The sequence below is a fragment of the Desulfovibrio psychrotolerans genome (assembly GCF_013340305.1).
GTDB classification, from domain to species: Bacteria; Desulfobacterota; Desulfovibrionia; order Desulfovibrionales; family Desulfovibrionaceae; genus Halodesulfovibrio; species Halodesulfovibrio psychrotolerans.
In genome coordinates this window covers 34,157-52,308 of sequence record NZ_BLVP01000005.1, presented here as the reverse complement: position 1 = coordinate 52,308, position 18,152 = coordinate 34,157, and the positions used below count along the sequence as shown (strand labels likewise).

At 60.0% G+C, this 18,152-nt stretch carries 15 protein-coding genes; 11 read left to right on the top strand and 4 right to left on the bottom strand.

Translation table 11 applies throughout. The annotated features are described in order from the left end of the window. Positions 1-2: 2 nt before the first annotated feature. Both HUV26_RS04845 and HUV26_RS04840 read right to left on the bottom strand, forming a co-directional pair. The gene (locus HUV26_RS04845) at positions 3-770 is read right to left on the bottom strand and encodes a cytochrome c3 family protein (RefSeq protein WP_174408988.1); all 768 of its coding nucleotides are present in this window, start codon (positions 768-770) and stop codon (positions 3-5) included. 474 nt (positions 771-1,244) lie between these two features. After that, positions 1,245-3,062, bottom strand: coding sequence for a methyl-accepting chemotaxis protein (locus HUV26_RS04840; RefSeq protein ID WP_373869052.1), 1,818 nt, complete (start codon positions 3,060-3,062; stop codon positions 1,245-1,247). Positions 3,063-3,403: 341 nt separating this feature from the next. On the opposite strand from HUV26_RS04840, the gene HUV26_RS04835 reads away from it, so the two are divergent. After that, positions 3,404-3,901, top strand: a complete 498-nt coding sequence (locus HUV26_RS04835; protein WP_174408987.1) for a hypothetical protein — start codon at positions 3,404-3,406, stop codon at positions 3,899-3,901. A gap of 91 nt (positions 3,902-3,992) precedes the next feature. Here the strand turns inward: HUV26_RS04835 and HUV26_RS04830 are convergent, their stop codons facing one another. Next, entirely contained in the window at positions 3,993-4,385 is a 393-nt protein-coding gene (locus tag HUV26_RS04830) for a Ros/MucR family transcriptional regulator (RefSeq protein WP_174408986.1), read from the bottom strand. Between the two features lie 525 nt (positions 4,386-4,910). On the opposite strand from HUV26_RS04830, the gene HUV26_RS04825 reads away from it, so the two are divergent. From HUV26_RS04825 to rd, 10 genes are all read left to right on the top strand, one after another. Beyond that, positions 4,911-5,165, top strand: coding sequence for a hypothetical protein (locus HUV26_RS04825; RefSeq protein ID WP_174408985.1), 255 nt, complete (start codon positions 4,911-4,913; stop codon positions 5,163-5,165). Further along, complete coding sequence (locus HUV26_RS04820) at positions 5,162-6,586, top strand: cobyrinic acid a,c-diamide synthase CobB (protein WP_174408984.1); 1,425 nt, start codon at positions 5,162-5,164, stop codon at positions 6,584-6,586. The genes HUV26_RS04825 and HUV26_RS04820 overlap by 4 nt, the downstream gene beginning before the upstream one ends. Before the next feature lie 102 nt (positions 6,587-6,688). Then, positions 6,689-7,339 carry a precorrin-8X methylmutase gene (locus HUV26_RS04815; protein ID WP_174408983.1) on the top strand — a complete coding sequence of 217 codons (651 nt, stop codon included), beginning with the start codon at positions 6,689-6,691 and terminating at the stop codon, positions 7,337-7,339. 181 nt (positions 7,340-7,520) lie between these two features. After that, positions 7,521-9,284 carry a methyl-accepting chemotaxis protein gene (locus tag HUV26_RS04810; protein WP_174408982.1) on the top strand — a complete coding sequence of 588 codons (1,764 nt, stop codon included), beginning with the start codon at positions 7,521-7,523 and terminating at the stop codon, positions 9,282-9,284. Positions 9,285-9,480: 196 nt separating this feature from the next. Further along, entirely contained in the window at positions 9,481-9,912 is a 432-nt protein-coding gene (gene ruvX / locus HUV26_RS04805; RefSeq protein ID WP_174408981.1) for a Holliday junction resolvase RuvX, read from the top strand. Between the two features lie 6 nt (positions 9,913-9,918). Continuing rightward, positions 9,919-10,953: an endolytic transglycosylase MltG gene (mltG, locus tag HUV26_RS04800; RefSeq protein ID WP_174408980.1), complete on the top strand. Its 1,035-nt coding sequence runs from the start codon at positions 9,919-9,921 to the stop codon at positions 10,951-10,953. A 265-nt stretch (positions 10,954-11,218) separates the two neighbouring features. Beyond that, complete coding sequence (locus tag HUV26_RS04795; protein ID WP_174408979.1) at positions 11,219-13,228, top strand: methyl-accepting chemotaxis protein; 2,010 nt, start codon at positions 11,219-11,221, stop codon at positions 13,226-13,228. Positions 13,229-13,343: 115 nt separating this feature from the next. Further along, positions 13,344-13,685 carry a PilZ domain-containing protein gene (locus HUV26_RS04790; protein ID WP_174408978.1) on the top strand — a complete coding sequence of 114 codons (342 nt, stop codon included), beginning with the start codon at positions 13,344-13,346 and terminating at the stop codon, positions 13,683-13,685. Positions 13,686-13,854: 169 nt separating this feature from the next. Then, positions 13,855-14,235, top strand: coding sequence for a desulfoferrodoxin (locus tag HUV26_RS04785; RefSeq protein ID WP_174408977.1), 381 nt, complete (start codon positions 13,855-13,857; stop codon positions 14,233-14,235). Positions 14,236-14,261: 26 nt separating this feature from the next. After that, the gene (gene rd, locus HUV26_RS04780; RefSeq protein WP_174408976.1) at positions 14,262-14,420 is read left to right on the top strand and encodes a rubredoxin; all 159 of its coding nucleotides are present in this window, start codon (positions 14,262-14,264) and stop codon (positions 14,418-14,420) included. A 58-nt stretch (positions 14,421-14,478) separates the two neighbouring features. Here the strand turns inward: rd and HUV26_RS04775 are convergent, their stop codons facing one another. Continuing rightward, positions 14,479-18,069, bottom strand: a complete 3,591-nt coding sequence (locus tag HUV26_RS04775) for an FAD-binding and (Fe-S)-binding domain-containing protein (RefSeq protein ID WP_174408975.1) — start codon at positions 18,067-18,069, stop codon at positions 14,479-14,481. Between the last annotated feature and the right edge of the window lie 83 nt (positions 18,070-18,152).

Here is an 18,152-nt window from a genome sequence, read left to right as displayed (position 1 = left end):
CCCTACCGGAAATGACACTGGTTACACTCGTCCTTCTTGTAAGGACCGACGGCCTTTTCCTCATGACACCCCATGCAACTGTCGTGCAGAGCGGTCATCCGGTTGGGGATGACTTCTTCCAGTGCCTTGTCGCTGTGGCAGTAAGTGCACTTGGTGAACTTTTTGTCCAGCATGCCGGCGCTGAGGGCGTCCTTCTGGTTCTGCTCGCCATGGCAGTTGCCGCAGCCCTTGAGCTGCTCGTCGAACATGTCCTGATGGCAGGCCTGACACTTCACGTGCACGGCATCGCGCAGCGAGAGCAGGGCCCCGCTTGCTTCGGAACTGTGGCAGTCGGCGCAGTTCATCGGTTCCGGTTCAATGCTGGTGTCTTCGTGGTGGCAGTCTGTACAGGAGGCTATGTCCTCATGCATTTTGTGGCCCCAGTCATGATTCTTGGCGAATTCGACATGGTGGCAGGTTACGCACTGAAGGTCTTTGGGGAAGGAGGCTTCATGCCCCGTTACCCATGCGGCGGTGACTTCGGCCCCATGGCATTGACCGCAGGAAAGGGGTTCTGTGTCCCCTGCTACGGTCTCGTGGTGACAGGTTTCGCAGGCAATGTCGTAGTCCCTTGCATGGACAACATGATTGAAGACAACCTTGCCGCCCGCGTTGTCGAGAAGAACGCGGGTGGGGACTGCCTCCGACTGGGTCGGGGTCATGTAGCCGAAAAGGGCCACGGCTGCCAGAATACCGGTCAGCACTGCAATGGGAAAGTATCTCTTTGACAAGGTACACCTTCCTCGAAACTTGGTGTTAAGGCGAACTGCACAAAATACGAAAGATATCTGTTGGCTGGATTGGTTTAGACCATTTTGCAAATTTTGAAAAGAAGGTCTTGTTCTTTTGCATTCCCGCACATGGACGGCCAAGTCTCTTCTGTTTTCAGGAGGTTAATGCTTGGATTGATCGGTCAAACACGCGGTGGGCACGGTTTTGGGCACGAAATTTCGGAAAAAAAACGTGTAAAAATGAGCGGCTGAAGCGTGTTTTATTTCCTCCCGCAGCAGTCAGGAATTATTACAGAAGGAGCGTGCAGCGGTTATAGTGCAGCAACGGTCTTAGGCAGGGAATTGGCTGCGCCTGCGTGATGAGGTGCGGGCGGCGGTGTGCAGGAGAAAGGACTGCAGAAGAAATCCCCGGCAGCATGACGCCGCCGGGGACAGTGTGAGTAGTGCGTGGACGTACGCGCGTGTTGCCGCAGGTCAGCGGGATGTGCCGCGCATCTCCGTGATAAGGGATTCCAGCTTTTTTGCCAGTTCGGCAAGGCTGCTTACGGCTTCCGCCGCCTGTGTCATGCCGTCTGCCGTTTCTCCGGCGATGCGGCTTATGTCGTCCACCGCGCGGTTTATCTCTTCGCTGGTGGCGGACTGCTGCTCTGCCGCCGTGGCAATGGCCCGCACCTGATCGGAGTTGTCCTCGGAAAGATGCACAATCTTTTCCAGCGCCGCTCCCGACTGGCTTGCCAGTGCGGTGGCCTTTTCCACGCTTTCGGCAGCCGCGTCCATGCTCTGGATGTTGGTGCGCGCGCTCGCCTGTATGGCGTGGATGGCCTGCCCCACTTCCTTGGTGGCCTGCATGGTCTTTTCTGCCAGCTTGCGCACCTCGTCCGCCACCACGGCAAAACCGCGTCCGGCATCGCCCGCGCGGGCGGCTTCTATGGCGGCGTTCAGCGCAAGCAGGTTGGTCTGGTCCGCGATGTCGGAAATGACGTCCATGATGCGGGTTATGTCGTCAGCCTGCTTGCCGAGCAGGGTCATTTCCTGCTTGAGGGTCTGGGCCTGCTCATGCACCTTGCTGATGGCGGCCACGGAATCTTCCACGATCTTCGAGCCGGTGAGGGCCTGTTCGCGGGCGGCTTCCGCGCTGGCGGCTGAGTTGCCTGAGCTGCGGGCGACCTCCAGCACGGTGGCGTTCATTTCTTCCATGGCGGTTGCCGTTTCGCCGGTGCGGGCGGATTGCTGTTCCATACCTGCGGAAACTTCGTCCACCTGAGCGGAAAGGGCTTCTGCCGCAAGGGAGACTTTGTTGGCGATGTCTGCCGCCTCGGAAGCCACATGCTGCATGGTTGTGAGCAGGGAAGAAGCCTTTTCTCCCTGCTGCCGCGCCTCTTCCAGCGCCGCTTCGGCCCGTGTGGTCTGGGCGGCCGCCTCCACGGTTTTTTCTCCGGCTTCCTGCATCTTGGTTTTCAGGTTGCCCACCATGGATTCGATGGAGTCTTTCACCTCGCCCAGTTCGGCGGGGAAGTCGCCTTCCGGCCTGGCGTTCAGGTTGCCGCCTGCAACAGATACGGCAAAGCCCTGAATACGCAGCAGGGGAGAGATGATGTTCCGGTTCATGAGAGACCAGACAACGCCGAAGATGAGCAGCAGGATGCCCGATGTGACTCCGGCGATGGTGAACTGGGCGCGGGTGACGGCGGCGTTTACCTCATCCAGAGAGCTGATGATCTGGAATGCGCCGTGGATTTCGCCCACTTTCCAGCCTTCTTTTATGCCGCCCACGGCATCGCGTTCCCCTTTGGGGTCGCCGTGGCAGTACAGGCATTCCTGCGTCAGCCGGATGGGGCGGAAAAAGCGGACCAGATCATTGGTGACTATAATTTTTTCGGGCTGATTGGTTCTGGTGAATTCGCGGAGCACCTCCAGTTCCAGCGCCGTTGGCGTGTTCACGGGGTTGCGGGGCGATACCTTGGGAACGCGCAACTGGTAGCCGGCCTCTTCTGCCTTAAGGGCGGCGGTGCGCATGGCGGTGACCACGGGAACGGCTTCGATAACTTTGTCGGAAGGCAGTTCGTCAAAGGGTTTGATAACACCGATGCTCAGCTTGCGGGACATTTCTTCCCGCGTTGCCTCGGCCATGAGGACAAGGGCGCGGCTTTTCTGGATGGTGGCGTCTATGGCATCACTCCGGATATCACTGATGCGTTGCCAGGCCATAATGCTTGCCACCAGCACGGGGCCGAGCAGGGCGAGGATGAGGATTCTCCATTTGATGCTCAGCGCGGCTTTTTGCTTGCTCACGGGTGTTCTCCTCCGGCGTGTTGCCGGATGATGTTGCGCAGGCGGGCGTTACGCCGCTGCACAAAGTTGATGATTGACGAGCGTATTATCGGCAACATAGCGTATTTTCTTGATGCCATGCGGGAACAGTGAGCGGAGCATCCCCCCCGCCTGCTGTTTTGACTGAATACTAGCCCAAACAAACGCGCATGGATAGTGGGCAACTGCAACAGGCGGGTAATATTGTGCCGCTTCTTTTCCTAATGCGTGGTGCTGTATCGGATAAGGCCATAAGGCTGATGTTGTTTGGCTTGGCAGGGATGGTTCTGCTGTGTCTTGGTACAGTGGCCCGGGCAGAACCTGTGCGGGAAATATTGCCTTTTTCCATTCACGGGGTGCGTCTGGGGGACCGGCTGCGGGATGTGACGGCGCGGTTTCCCCAGTTGCGCACATCGTCCCTGCGGACACGGGACGGCGTGCTGCTGGGGGTGCGTGCGCACACGCAGCAGGGGTACAGTGATGGTGGGTTTTTTTCCGTGCTCTTTCAGCCGGAAGACATGGGGGGCGGTGCGTGGAATGTGACGCTGAACACGCGCAGGCGTTCGCCGGATGAGCGGTTGGAGAATGTGCTGGCCCGGCATGTGGAGCAATATGGGCCGTATGACCTGCTGTGCCGCGTATCCTATGCCGGACATGCGGTCTATCATATATATTGGGGCAGCGCGCCTGCGGACTGTTCCGCGCCGGGGATGCGCCCGGCAACGGCCCATTTGTATCTGAATCTTGTGCTCGGTTCATGGACCGAAGAGTTTCTTGTTCTTTCGGCCCCTATGTTCGGCGGCGGGGTGACGCCGGAATAGCTTCCCCTGCGTGGCGGTGTGTAGGGCAGCGGGGTGGAGGAAGAGAAGGTTCGGCTCCGGGGGATGGCCCCCCGGAGTCAGGCCGGGACGCCTAATTCTGATTGCGGCGTTCCCACAGCTTCATTTCCTTCATTTTTTTACGACGCTCGCGTTGCAGCGACTTGCACACAAGGGGGGTGCCTTTTTTGTAGCCACACCGCTCACGGTATTCCTCCACGGTCATTCCGTGGGTGGCGATGTGTTTTTTGGTAAGTATTTTGAATGACTTGCCGCACTCTACACAGGTTATGGATTTTTCCTTGATGGCCTTTTTGGGGTCCATATCGAAGGTTTCGCTTTCATCTGTCCCTGCGCAGCCCTCGCTTATGATTTTTATGCCATCCGCCAGCTTTTTGACCATGGTGGTGATTTCTTCTTCCGTCATGGTGCGGACACTGGCTTGCGCCTTCACGATCTCCAAGGCTTCCTTCAGGTAGTTTTCCATTTCTTCGCTCCTCCGGGTGGCGGTTGCACGATAGCGCAACAGGCGCGGCGGTGTGCCACGACTCCGAAGTCTTATTCCAGAAAACATTAAAAAGCGCAATGGCTTTTGAGAAAACTGCAGTGCCGGCTCCTTAAGCAGGGCTTTTCCCAGACGCTGTTAGAGAAGAAGCATGGTTGCAGGTTTGTTACGATAATGGGATTGGCGTGTGCCTTTTCCATGTGTGTGTATACTGTAAGAAATGCTCTCTTCACGGTAGGCGATAAAAGCGCGTTGCGCTGTTGTGTCTGAAATACAACAATCGGAATGGCTTTTTTTTGCAGGTTATGCAATCTCTATCGATTGCAGCGGAGTAATCAAAGGAGTTACAAGGCCCGTTTCTCCGCCACGCTCCTTCCATGTGCCGCGATATCCATTGTTACGCATCAGGCCGGTGGCGCAGGATTCTGTGCCCGGAAGGCTGTGTATGTTCCGGCGGAGTAGACCTTTGCCGGTATTGTCCGTATATTGGCCGTACAGGAGCCGAATATGAAATATATCATCTTCGAAGATTTTTCCGGCCAGCCAGTGCCGTTCATTTTTCCGCAGCGCGTGGACCATGCGGACATGCGCGAGCAGTTACCCTACTCCAAGGTGCTGTCCGCCGGATACGTGCTTATGGAGGGGGGCGAGTTCTGCTGCTACGGTGGCAGCCCTGAATTGCAGGTGACCTCCAGCCCGGAAGACGCCGAAACCATTACCCGCAAATTCGCGCGCCGGGAAAGTCTGGTGCACAACGCATGACCAAGGTGCTGGTTGTCGCGGGGACGCACAGCGGGTGCGGCAAGACGCTGTTCAGTCTGGCACTGATGGCGGCACTTGTGCGTCGCGGCTATTCCGTGCAGGCATTCAAGGCGGGGCCTGACTTTATTGATCCGGGGTTCCATGCCTTGGCTACCGGGCGCGCATCGCACGCGCTGGACGGCTGGATGACCGACAGTGCAGCCGTGCGCGATATCTTTATGCGCTACACGGTGCACGCACAGAACAGACCGGACGTTGCCATTGTGGAAGGAGTTATGGGGCTGTTTGACGGAGCTTCCGGCTCCGGTGAAGACGGCTCCACCGCGCAGATTGCCAAGTGGTTGAACGCCCCGGTTCTGCTGGTGGTGGATGCGCGTTCCATGGCGCGTTCTGCCGCCGCCGTGGTGCGCGGATTTGCAGGCTTTGATCCGGACGTGCGCATTGCCGCCGCTGTCTTCAACCGCGTGGGCAGCGACAACCATGCCGCCCTGCTCCGTGAAGCTATGGAGACCCATTGCCCTGACGTTGCGCTGGCTGGCTGCCTTGGACGTGACGAGGCGCTGGTTGTGCCCTCGCGGCATCTGGGGCTGGTTACCGCGCTGGAGCATCCTCTTACCACGAAGCGGCTGGATGCCATGGCGGGATGGCTGGAGCGGGGAGTGGATGTGCCTGCCCTGCTGGATATGCTGCCGGAAGTGCACCCCGGACTGCCGCCACTGCGGGAGGTGGTTCCGGTGCGGGCACGTATAGGCGTGGCACGGGATGCCGCATTCTGCTTCTATTACGAGGAAAACCTGCGCCTGTTGCAGGAAGCCGGGGCGGAGCTGTGCTTTTTCTCTCCCCTTGCGGATACGGAATTGCCGGATGTGGACGGGCTGTACTTCGGCGGAGGGTATCCGGAAGTGCATGCCGGGGGGCTGACCGCCAATTACGGCATGCGGCAGGCGGTGCGGGCTTTTTCGGAAAGCGGCAGGCCCGTGTATGCGGAGTGCGGCGGATTTATGTATCTGATGCGCGACCTGCAAACGCCGGACGGCGACATACTGCCCATGTGCGGTTGCTTTGCCGCCCGGTGCCGCATGGATGCGCAGCGTCGTGCACTGGGGTACCGCGAGGTGACCACCATGGCGCCTTCTCTGCTCGGGGGGGCGTGGACCGTGGCGCGCGGGCACGAGTTTCACTATTCCTACATTGCGGAAAAAGATCCGGAGGCCCTTGCTATTTATAAGGTGAGGGACAGGAAGGATTGGCGGGAAGAGTCCGAAGGCTTTTTGCGCAACAACACGCTGGGCTCGTACATTCATCTGCATTTCGGCTCCAACCCGGAGGTCGCTCCGGCCTTTGTGGACGCCTGCGTGCGGCTGCGCCGTAGGGATGCAGGCTGTGCTGACGTACAGGCCCGGCTTGTTGCCTCGCGGTAGGGGGCGTCCCGCGTTGCTTTGACCATTTTCGGTGACCATTGTTAGTCTTTATCAAGGCTTGTTTCAGAGCCGTTTTTCAGGTCTGTTTCAGGGAGAGCCAATTTGTCCCCGACCACGCTGCAGCCTTACTTTGCGCCGGACACCATAGAGGCGCGTTCGTTTGCCATCATCGACGCCGAAGTACCCGCCCCGCGCCCCTTTGAGGGGGGCGAGTGGGAGATTGTGCGCCGCCTCATCCATACCTCGGCGGATTTTGACCTGCTGAACCATGTGGTTTTTCATCCCCGCGCCGTGGAGGCGGGCATGGCGGCCCTTGCCGCAGGATGCACCGTATTTACCGACACGGAGATGGCCCGCGCAGGTATTCCCGTGCGGCGCATGGAGCCTTTGGGGTGCACCGTGCAGTGCCTGCTCAACCGCCCGGATGTGGTGGCCGCCGCCAAGGAGCAGGGCACAACCCGCGCCCGTGCGGCTATGGACGCGGCACGGGGGCTGCTGGGCGGCTGTATTCTTGCCATTGGCAATGCGCCCACGGCGCTTATCCGGCTCATGGAGCATCTGGAATCCGGCGGCCCTGCCCCGGCGCTGGTGGTGGGAATGCCTGTTGGTTTTGTGAATGCAGCGGAATCAAAGGCTATTCTTGTGGAGCAGGCGGGGGTTCCCTTCATTGCCATACGCGGGCGGAAAGGTGGATCGCCCCTTGCCGCTGCCACCGTGAATGCGCTGGCTGAAATGGTTTTGCGTCAAAAATAGCATTTTTGTAAAACCGCATTCCGTTATCTGGATACCGTAAAAATCCTCTTTTCACGCCATGTTAGGGTGCTGCCTGCTGTTGGGTGCGTTCCGAGTGCCTACAAAAACGTAGGTTATTGCTTTTATTGTCAAAATGTTACAATAATGGCAACTGATCAACAGCAGGGAAGAGGAGTTGTCTATGAAAAAGGAAGTCTGCCAGCCCTTGTGCCAGCGTTTATGCCGGTTCACGGGCCTGCCCACACGGATGGCGATACGCTTGGCAATGGTTTGGGTGACGTGGGCGGCTCCGGCATATGCGTATGCTGCGCAGGAAAACGGGGGGGCTGGCTGGCTGTCCGCGGGCGTGGTGGCGGGTGTGGCGTTGCTTGCCGCGCTCTTAGGCTGGCTGCGGGTGTTTGCGGCCGGGCGGCGTGAGACAGCTATGGTGCGCTGGGCGCAGGCGTTGTCTGCCCGTATCGGGAAAGAAGAGGGAGGCCGTTCCGTCGGCACTGGTGCCATGCCGGAATACAGAGAGTTTGTTGCCGCGTTGCCACAGGACGCGGCGGCTGCGTTTGCAGCACTGGCGCGGGCCGCAGATGCACTGTGCGCGGATCGCAAGGCTGCGCATGAAGCGGCTGAAGCGCATAAGGCAGCGGCGGAGGCTGCGCGCCGCGAGATTGCCGAAACACGTGCGCAGTCGGAATTGGCGCGGTGCAGGGGGTTGCTGAACTCCTCGCAGACGCTGGACGGCTCCGTTTCCGGCATACGGGAAAGCTACGGGGAACTGAGCAAGGCCGCTGCCAGCGCCAGCCGTGGATCGGAACAGCAGCAGCAACTGGCTGGAGAGGCGACCGTGGCCATGGAGCAGATGAATGCCGCCGTGCAGCAGGTGGCTGAGGCCTCCGAAGCGGCTTCTGCGCATAGTGACACGACGCGCTCGCGGGCGCAGGAAGGGGCACAGGCGGTGACCGACACGGTGCGGGCCATTACGGAAGTGCATGAGCGCACGCAGGCACTGGAGGGGATTGTCAACGGGCTGGGTGCCAAGGCGGACGCCGTGGACGAGGTGATGGAGATTATTTCGAACATTGCGGACCAGACCAACCTGCTGGCCCTGAACGCGGCCATTGAGGCTGCACGGGCGGGCGATGCGGGGCGGGGGTTCGCCGTGGTGGCCGATGAGGTGCGCAAGCTGGCGGAAAAGACCATGCAGGCCACAGGCGAGGTGGGCGGCCAGATAACCGCCATTAAGCAGGGTGTGGGGCAGACGAGGGAAAGCATGCACGCCGCCGCGCGGCAGGTGGATACGGCCACGGAACTGGCATCGCGTTCCGGCGAGTTGCTGGAAGAGATAGTGCGCCTTGCCGGAGAGAGCGCGGGGCAGATTCAGTCCATTGCGGCGGCGGCAAGCCAGCAGGCTGCAAGCGCGGAGCATATTAATACCATTATCGGCACCGTGGACGAGATTTCCGCATCCACCAGCGGGCACATGCACGAATCGTTGCGTGCTCTGCAACGGCTTTCTATCGAGGTGGACGCTCTGGCCAACCTGAACGCCGTGTTCCGCCTGATAGGCAGCGGCAAGGCGCATGAACTGATCAACACGCTTGCACAATCGCCGGAAGTGCTTTCCGGCGACCCGGCGCGGCAGGAAAAGGCCATGCGGGCCGTCATTGGCCGGTATCCTTTTGTTGAACTGCTGTTTCTCACGGACGCCAAGGGTGTGCAGCACGCGGCGAACGTGCCCCGTGCGGGCAAGGAAAGCCGGGAGGACGCCAAGGCCAAGGGCAGAAACTGGTCCGGCCGCCCGTGGTTTACCGGGCCGCTGGAAACCAATGCCCTGTATGTTTCCAGCGTCTATGTTTCTGACGCCACGGGCGCGCCGTGCATTACGGTATCTGCGCCTGTCCGTGACGCGCAGGGAGTGTTGCAGGGAGTGGTGGCGGCGGATCTGGCTATCTAGGTTATCCCCGCCCACAACACCAACCACCATCCCCTGCCGGGCAGGGCGGAAGGGCTGGACGACCGGCCCGCCACAGGCTACACACAGACGCACGGGCCGCCATGAGGCTGCCCGTGCGTTTTTGTGTACGCTGCGTATGGCCCGAAGCCCTGAACGCACGGTTGGCCTTTCACCCTTTTCCTTTTCCGTGGAGCGCATGAAGTTCATAGCTATTGATTACGGCACCCGGCGCACCGGGCTTGCGGCCACCGATGCGGGAGGGCGCATGGCCTTTCCGCGCAGGACCGTTGCCATGACCACGCGGGAGGCGTTTTTTGGGGAACTGCTGGCCTTTATTGCGGCGGAGAATCCGGCCGGGGTGGTGGTGGGGCTGCCCACGCACGTGGACGGCACGGAAATTCTGATGACGCGGCAGGTGCGCAATTTCGTGGCGCGCCTGAAGCGGCGTTGCCCGCTGCCCGTCTACTACATGACCGAGGTGCTCAGTTCGTATGAGGCTGAGGAAGACCTGCGGGCCGCCGGGCTGAATAGCCGGGAAGCGCGCAAGGTGGTGGATCAGCAGGCTGCCGTGCGGATTTTGGAAACCTTCCTTGCGCTGCCGCCGCAGCAGCGGCGCGAAGCGGAATAACCGGGCATGAGAAAGAAGATTTTGCTGTACGCCGCCGCAGCGGCGGGGGTTCTGCTGGTGGCCGCAAGCATAGGTGTGTGGTATGCGGTGCACTCCTTTATGACCACCGCGCCGGAGGCACAGGGGCAGGAGGTGCATATACGCATCCGGCCGGGATCCACCTTTGACAGGGTGGCGTGGCAGCTCAAGAAGGCCGGTGTGATCACCGATGTGGACCGGTTCCGTCTGCTGGCCCGCTACCGCAAGCAGCTTGGGGCCGTGCGGGCGGGGGAATTTGTGTTCAGCACCGGCTGGACGCCGGACCGCGTGCTGGAGGTGCTGGTTTCCGGCATTCCCGTGCAGCACAGGCTGCAGCTGCGGGAGGGGCTGACGTGGTGGGAAACGGCGCAGGCCATTGAGGAACAGGGCTTTGCACGCGCGGAAGAGCTGAAGGCCGTGTTCCACGACCCGGAGTTTCTGAAGGAGCACGGGATTCCCTTTGAGAACGCCGAGGGGTTTCTGTTTCCCGAAACGTATCTTATGGACATGCCGGAAGACCTGACCCCGGCGGCGGCACGAAACGTGGCTTCGCGTCTGGTGCGCATGTTCCGCAGCAAGACGGCTGCGCTCTGGCCGCAGGGGCTGCCGGAACCCGAAGAGTTGCGACGTGTTCTTACCATTGCCACGCTGGTGGAAAAAGAGACGTCCGTACCTGAGGAGCGGGCACGGGTGGCGGGCGTCTATACGCGGCGGCTTGAGATAGGCATGCTCATGCAGGCGGACCCCACCATCATTTACGGCATTGGGCCTGCCTTTGACGGCAACATTACCCGCGTGCATCTGCGCGATGCCGAAAACCCGTACAATACCTATGTGCACCGGGGACTGCCGCCCGGTCCCATCTGCTCGCCGGGGCTGGAAGCCATACGCGCGGCCGTGAACCCGGAACGGCATGTCTACCTGTATTTCGTTTCCCGCAAGGACGGCACCCACCACTTCAGCAAGACGCTGGAGGAGCACAACGCCGCCGTGCGCAAGTACCAGCTGGGCGGGCGACGCTAGGGGCTGCTGACGCAGCCTGCCCGGGCGATATGTTACATTGCCATGTTTTCATGTTACCGGGGCTACATGGCTTGACGCATTGTGCGATGTATCCTAAGACGGGGATAATATTCATACTCTCTTCGGGTGGGGCGTTCGCTCCCGCCATGCGGGTGTTGCTTGCGACGTTTTGTCGCTTCCTTTCCGCGCGGGGTTTCGTCGTAGGGGTGCGGCGATAGCGGTGGGTAACCAGCTGCTGCGCACGGGGTGCGCGTCGGGAGGTTCTATGCGGTTCTTGCATCATTCCCTGGGAATGAAGGTGTTTCTGCTTGTCACCGTGGCCTCGCTGCTTTCCTTTACGGGGTTGTTTCTTGCCAACTCCTACAAGCAGAAGGAGACGGCCTTCTATCTCATCCACGATTCTGCCGTGGCCATATCCGACATGCTGCTCAGCGCCATAGAGGACCCTATGTCCGTGGGCGATGATGCGGGCACCGCCGCCAAGTTTGAGCATATCCGCGAAGAGTACAAGACCATTGACGTGTTTCTGACCGACTACAACGGCGTTGTCACCTACGGCACCCGCCCGGAAACGTTGCGTAAGGAACTGGCGGGCGCGTACGGCGATGAGGGATTGTCGGCAATGGTGCGTACCTCGCTCAGGCAGCCCGGCACGGAGTTTGAGACCCTGACTATTAAGGGGACGCCCTATTTTGTTTCCACCAACACCATTCCCAATGAGGAAGGCTGCCACCATTGTCATGGAGCCAGCCGCGCCATTTTAGGCTCCATGGTCATGCTCAAGGATATTTCCGGCGAGGTGGGTATGCTGCGTTCTGCCCAGTACACCGGAGCGGGCATTTCGCTTGCGGGGCTGGTGGCACTTGTTTCCGTGCTGCTGCTGTTCATGAAGTTCGGCATTGTGAACCGCATCCGCCGCATCACCGATGTGAGCCACGAGATTGAGGAAGGCAACTACTCCATCAATTTTTCCGATTCGGGCATAGACGAGCTGGGCAGGCTGAGCGGGAATCTGGCTAAAATGGTGGAAACCATCCGTGACCAGCTGCAGTACAACCGATCGGTGCTCAACGGCATTATTGTGCCGCTGGTGGTGGTGAACAGGGAGCAGGCGGTGGATTATGCCAACGCGCCCATGCGCGCCATTCTGGGCGTGGAGGGCGATATGGCATCCATGCGCCTGAACAGGGTGCTGGAGCGGGGCGGCCACGGGGAGGACATTGTTTCCGTGGTGCTCGCCACGAAGCGCAGTGCCAGCGGGCACATGACGTACCGGCGTTCTGACGGGGTGGAGTTTCCCCTGCAATACGAGTTTTCGCCCCTGAAGGATGCGGACGGCGAGGTGACGGGCGTTATCGGCGTGATGATAGACCTGACGCAGGAAGAGAAGGACAAGGCGCGCATTGAGGCCAACCGCAGGAACCTGCTGACTGTGGCCGAGCAGGTGACCGCCATTTCCATGAATCTTGCCTCTGCGGCGCAGCAGCTTTCCAGCCAGATGACGGAAGTGACCGGCAACTTTGAGCAGACCGCCAGCCAGACCAGTCAGGTGGCAACCGCCATGGAAGAGATGAATGTGACCGTGATGGAGGTGACGCAGAGCGCGGCATCTACGGCACAGATGGCGGAGAAGGCCAGTGCGGAGGCTTCTACCGGCGGGCAGGAGATGGCTGCCACCGTGCGTGAGACGCAGGAAATGTCTGACCATGCGGCCACGATGGCGGAAAGCCTGAACGCGCTGGCTGACAGCGCACAGAATATCGGCAACGTGATCGGCGTGATTAACGACATAGCGGACCAGACCAACCTGCTGGCGCTGAACGCCGCCATTGAGGCCGCCCGTGCCGGTGAAGCCGGACGGGGATTTGCCGTGGTGGCGGACGAGGTGCGCAAGCTGGCTGAGAAGACCATGACCGCCACCCGTGAGGTGGAGGAAGCTGTGGTGCTGATACAGGAAAGTACGCGCAGTGCCGTGCAGGGCATGAACGACACGCGCAAGCGCAGCGTGAGTACGGCGGAAAAGGCGGGGCAGACGGGAAGCATATTTGCCAACATTGTGAAGCGGTCGGAAGACATGGCGGACATGGTGCGGTCCATTGCCACGGCTTCTGAGCAGCAGTCTGCCACCAGCGAGGAGATTAACCGGAGCATTAATGCCATTAATGATCTTTCCCAAGCCATTGCCGGGCGCATTCAGGAAGCCAACGACGCCATCCGCGAGGTGGCGGGCATGGCGCACAAGCTGAACGTGATGGTGGAGCGGTTTAAAGAGTAATAATGGCAGTGCCGGAATGGTGTGGTACGGTGTTGCTCTTTATGCGGAGTGCGCTGCACCGGGCAGGGTACACCGCCTGACAGAGTGACCGGCAATTCAGCACAGCGGGGGAGATATGAGCACATCTGCGATTGAACGGCGCAAACATTCGCGCCTGGAACTCAAGGCATACGGATTTAAGCACAGGTGCAGGCTGCACAGCAACGGCTCGGCACAGGACCTGTATCTTATAGACATCAGCCCCGGCGGGGCGCGGGTAAAGATGGCGCAGCCGGGAAGCCGCGTGCCGGACATGCTTGCTGCGGTGGTGTTTGACACCATGCTCAATGCCGAAGGAATGCGGCTGAACGGGCTGGAAAGCACCGTGCGCTGGCATAGCGGAGAAGAGTTTGGGCTGCGCTTTGAGCTTGAGCTTGAGCTTGCCTCTTCCGATTTGCAGGCATTGCTTGCCCCGTAAGGTGGGGAAACTGTGCGGCGTATCAGTGTGGAAAAATTGCTACAGGGGATTGAATTGAAGGAGAGGAGCGTGTATGCTTCGGCATGGTAGGAATCTTTACTGCTAAGATTCGCCCTCCTGTCAGGCAGGGGGATTCATTCATGATAATCCGTACGATAAGGAGGCATTCATGCCCAAGTTTCTTGAGATCTACCGGTGTAAGCACTGCGGCAACATGGTTGAAGTGATGGTGGGCGGCGGCGCAGAACTGGTGTGCTGCGGCGAGGAAATGCATCTGGAAGCCGAAGGCACTGTTGACGCAGCACGCGAAAAGCATGTGCCGGTCATTGAAAAGACCGCCACCGGTTACAAGGTGTCTGTGGGTGCAGTGCTGCATCCCATGGAAGCCAAGCACTGGATACAGTGGATTGAGCTTGTGGCCGACGGCGTGAGCTACACCAAGTTCCTCAATCCCGGCGATACACCGGTGGCTGAATTCTGCATTCAGGCCTCCAAGGTTACGGCGCGTGAATACTGCAACCTGCATGGCCACTGGAAGGCTGAGCTGTAAAAGAACAAGTAAAAAGGAATACTCCGATGCAGAAGTACGTTTGCACCATTTGCGGCTATGAATATGATCCGGCTGAAGGCGACCCCGACAACGGCGTGGCTGCCGGAACCAAGTTTGAAGACGTGGCTTCCGATTGGGTATGCCCCGTGTGCGGCGCACCCAAGAGTGAGTTTGAACCCGCGTAACCCGCGGTGGATATGAAAGCCAAGCCCCCGGACCATGCGGTCCGGGGGCTTTGTCTGTTTAAAGGGAGGCGTCGTCCACCACGCGGGCGTTGCCGCCATTGCCGCTGTGGCCATTATGGCCGGAGGCAAGGGAATCGAGCACCAGTTTTTTGAAGCGCTTTTTCCAGTCATCGCCGTGCATCTGGGCGGCAAGGTATTCCAGCGTGTGCAGCACGGGGCGTTTTTCCTGCATGTTCAGCAGGATGCGCGCGATACCTACCTTGCAGGAGGGGCAGCCCACGATGACGGGTTCTCCCTCGCCGTAGCCGGTGAGCGAGGCTTCCATATTCATCTGCTTGCGTCCGCGCAGCTTGTTGTAGATTTCCGGGTTGGTCATGGCACCCATGCCCGATTCTCCGCAGCAGCCGGGGGTTATCTCCACGCTGGCGCCGGAGAAGTCTGCAAGCGCCTTCTGGTATACCCCGGCAGCCTTGACCTTGTGCACGCCGCTCCATTCCGCATGGCAAGCAGCGTGGTAGAGGAGCTTGCCACCCTGCGCGAAGCGTGCGGGGGGAGTGCGCTCCATGAGCAACTGCGTCATATCCTTGTGGATAAGCCCTGCCTTGAGCGATTCCGGCAGGTTGTATTTTTCCAGCCCTTCGCGGCAGGAGCCGCAGGCGGTGATGACGTGGGTGACATTCAGCCCCTGCGCGGCGGCTTTTTCCAGCAGCCCGGTCATGGCGGTGAGGTTGGATTCGCGGTTTTTGCGGTAGAGGGTATCTTTGCCTGCTGCCAGCAGGGGGTAGCCGCAGCACTGGTGTTTATCCGGCATGATCACGGCAAAGCCAGCCCGGAGCATGAGGACCAGCCCGGCTAGGCCGATGTTGCGGTAGAACAGTGCGCCGCCGCAGCCGGGGAAGTAGAACACCGTTTCCAGCGGCTTTGCTTCCGTACGGGATTTGGGGATGAAGATGGACCCCTTGTCCAGCCGGATGGCTTCCGCAAGGCTGTTGTAGCCGACCTCCGGCCCGGGGCCGGAAAAGAGCGGGTTATCCAGTCCCGAACGCCATGAAGCGGGGATAAGTTTGAGTGCCCTGTTCTGCAGCTTCTGGCCCATGGCGGCAAGCTTTGCGGCGCGCGGTGCCCGGCCGGAAATGTCTGCCGCAATGTAATCCAGCACCTTGGATTTGATAGGGTGCCCGCCCGCGCCTTCTTCATCCACAAAGGCGCGCAGCTCCAGCGCCACACTGGAGGAGTTTATCTTCACCGGGCACACGGCGGTACACTTGCCGCAGCCGGTGCAGTGCTCCACAAGCTGCCGCAACTGGGTGAGCAGGTTTTCGTCCGGCTTGCCCTTGTTCACCTGCGAGTAGTAGACCGCCTCAAGCAGCGCGCCGAGGCTGAGGTTTTTGTTACGCGGGTGGTAGAGGAGCGATTTTTCCGGGAAGAACATGGGGCAGACCTGCTTGCACTTGCCGCAGCGGGTGCACACCTGAATGTTGGTGAGCAGGCCGATGAGCCTGTCCTTGTCTGCGAGGCCGGAGGCCTGAATGTCCTTGATGAGCCTGTTGAAGGAGAAGGTGAACGGCTTGACCGGCGTTTCGCGCTGGGTAAGCTTGGCCGGATTCATGATGGAATGCGGGTCCACGCGGCTCTTGAAGGTCTTCAGGGCCTGCATCTTCTCTTCGGACAGGAACTTGATCTTGGTGATGCCGATGCCGTGCTCGCCCGTGACCTCGCCATGCATCTCCTGCGCCTTGGTCATGACGGCGTCTGCCACTTCTTCGGCATTATGCAGCATGATGGGGTCGTTGGAGTTTACGGGGATGTTCACGTGACAGTTGCCGTCGCCCGCGTGCATGTGGTTGGCCACGATGATGCGGGTGGCGAGCATGTGCTCGTATATCTTCTGGAAGGTGCGCTTGAGCGCGGGATAGTTCTCCGAAAGCTCGTCGAAGTAGGCGGTGGTTCTGTCCAGCATTTCCTGATCGGAAAGTTCGGCCGTGGGCACCTTGCCCTGCGCCACCTTGGAGGCGAACGTGAACTCGCGGTTCAGGGACTTGTCTTCCATGGGCATGCCGGGAACGCGGCCCACGTCCTGCAATGCGGCGCGGTAGGCCTTGCCCATGCATTCCTGATTGAGCTTTTCGATGAAGTCGGAAAAGTCGGGGATGACGTCGATGGGGATGACGATATCTTCGTTGATCTTGAAGCCGGACGTGCGGCGGGCGATGGCCGAGAGTTTGTGCCGGTCTTCCCAGTAGTGTTCCGCCTGCGCGGCATCTTTGGCGACAAAGGCGTCCACCATGTCGTAGGGCGCACAGATATCCACGATGTCGCGCACGTTCTTTTCCAGCGCGGGTTCATCGTTGGAGTCCAGTTGCAGGATGAGCACGGAGATGGGCTTGCCCTCGTACTGCGTGGACTTTTTCTGGTATTCGATGGCTTCTACATATTTGATGCCGAACTCTTCCAGCGCGGATATCTTTACCAGATCGCCCTGTGTGCGGATGGTATCGCGCAGGGCCACTATCTGCTTGATAACCAGCATGGCGTTGTGCATGGAACGCCCGAAGAATTCCAGCACCACCACGCGGAAATGCTTCTGCGGCGGATGGCAGACGAAGCGTGCCTCCACGATGATGCCGTCTGTGCCTTCCTTCTGCACGCCGGGAAGTCCGCCGAGGAATTTGTTGGTGACGTCCTTGCCCAGACCGGGTTTGCGGATTTCGTCTCCCTTCAGGGTGATGACGGTGCGCACGCCGCCGGAGACGTCTTTGACCTCGAACACGGCGGTTTCGGTTTCCATGATCTTGTGGCGGGGGTGGGCCACCCGCTCCACATCCACGATTTCGCCGGTGGGAGTGACCATGCGGTAGGAGAGGATGTTGTCCAGCGTGGTGCCGTATTCAAAGGCTGAGGGACCGCCGGAGTTTTCTGCAATATTACCGCCTATGGTGGACGCCGCCTTGGACGCGGGGTCTACGGTGAAGAGCATGCCCTTGTCCGCCGCCGCCTTGATGGCGGACGCGGTGATGACGCCCGCCTCTACGGTGAGGGTCATGTCGCCTGTGTTCACTTCCCTGATGCGGCTGAGCTTTTGCAGCGTCATAACCACCGTGCGCTTGCGGGCGGGAATGGCGCCGCCCGTACAGCCGGACGCGCCGCCGCGCGGGATGAGGGCGAACTTCATCTCGTTGGCAAGGCACACCACGGCGCTGACCTCTTCTGCGCTGGCGGGGGCGACCACAAGCAGCGGCAGCTCCATGCGCAGGTCTGTGGCATCGGTGGAGCATTCCACCAGCGAGCCGGGGCGCAGGTCTATGCGGTCGCGCGGGATCACCTGCCCGATGCGCCTGATGAGCTCGTCGCGGAATTCCATGTCGGAATCGTAGGAGCTCCAGAACATGGTAAGCCCTTCGCGCAGGGTGGTGGCGTAATGGTGGGCAAGGCCGGGCACGGTCTGATCGAAGCGGGCCTGCACGCTCTGGCGCACGGTTTCCGCATCGATGAACGGGTTGTACCGGACAAGGAACAACTCTTCTGCAAGCGCTATGGCCGTTTCGCGGACTGCCTCGGGCCAGTCCTCGAACTCGTCCAGATCGATACGCAGCACCCGGTGCACGAGAAACTCTGAGCCTATGGAAATGTGTGGACCTTTGTGCGGCATTATCTTTACTCCCAGTATTTCGGAAAAGAGAACTCTTATAGGGATTTTTTCCGAGGTTGGCAACTGAACTGATTGCTCACTCA

Excerpts from the sequence above, each read along its gene's own strand:
- HUV26_RS04830 (WP_174408986.1), bottom strand. The coding sequence starts at position 4,385 with ATGGAAAACTACCTGAAGGAAGCCTTGGAGATCGTGAAGGCGCAAGCC.
- HUV26_RS04785 (WP_174408977.1), top strand. The coding sequence starts at position 13,855 with ATGCCCAAGTTTCTTGAGATCTACCGGTGTAAGCACTGCGGCAACATG.
- HUV26_RS04775 (WP_174408975.1), bottom strand. The coding sequence starts at position 18,069 with ATGCCGCACAAAGGTCCACACATTTCCATAGGCTCAGAGTTTCTCGTG.
- HUV26_RS04825 (WP_174408985.1), top strand. The coding sequence starts at position 4,911 with ATGAAATATATCATCTTCGAAGATTTTTCCGGCCAGCCAGTGCCGTTC.
- HUV26_RS04820 (WP_174408984.1), top strand. The coding sequence starts at position 5,162 with ATGACCAAGGTGCTGGTTGTCGCGGGGACGCACAGCGGGTGCGGCAAG.
- mltG (WP_174408980.1), top strand. The coding sequence starts at position 9,919 with ATGAGAAAGAAGATTTTGCTGTACGCCGCCGCAGCGGCGGGGGTTCTG.
- HUV26_RS04795 (WP_174408979.1), top strand. The coding sequence starts at position 11,219 with ATGCGGTTCTTGCATCATTCCCTGGGAATGAAGGTGTTTCTGCTTGTC.
- HUV26_RS04790 (WP_174408978.1), top strand. The coding sequence starts at position 13,344 with ATGAGCACATCTGCGATTGAACGGCGCAAACATTCGCGCCTGGAACTC.
- ruvX (WP_174408981.1), top strand. The coding sequence starts at position 9,481 with ATGAAGTTCATAGCTATTGATTACGGCACCCGGCGCACCGGGCTTGCG.
- HUV26_RS04810 (WP_174408982.1), top strand. The coding sequence starts at position 7,521 with ATGAAAAAGGAAGTCTGCCAGCCCTTGTGCCAGCGTTTATGCCGGTTC.
- rd (WP_174408976.1), top strand. The coding sequence starts at position 14,262 with ATGCAGAAGTACGTTTGCACCATTTGCGGCTATGAATATGATCCGGCT.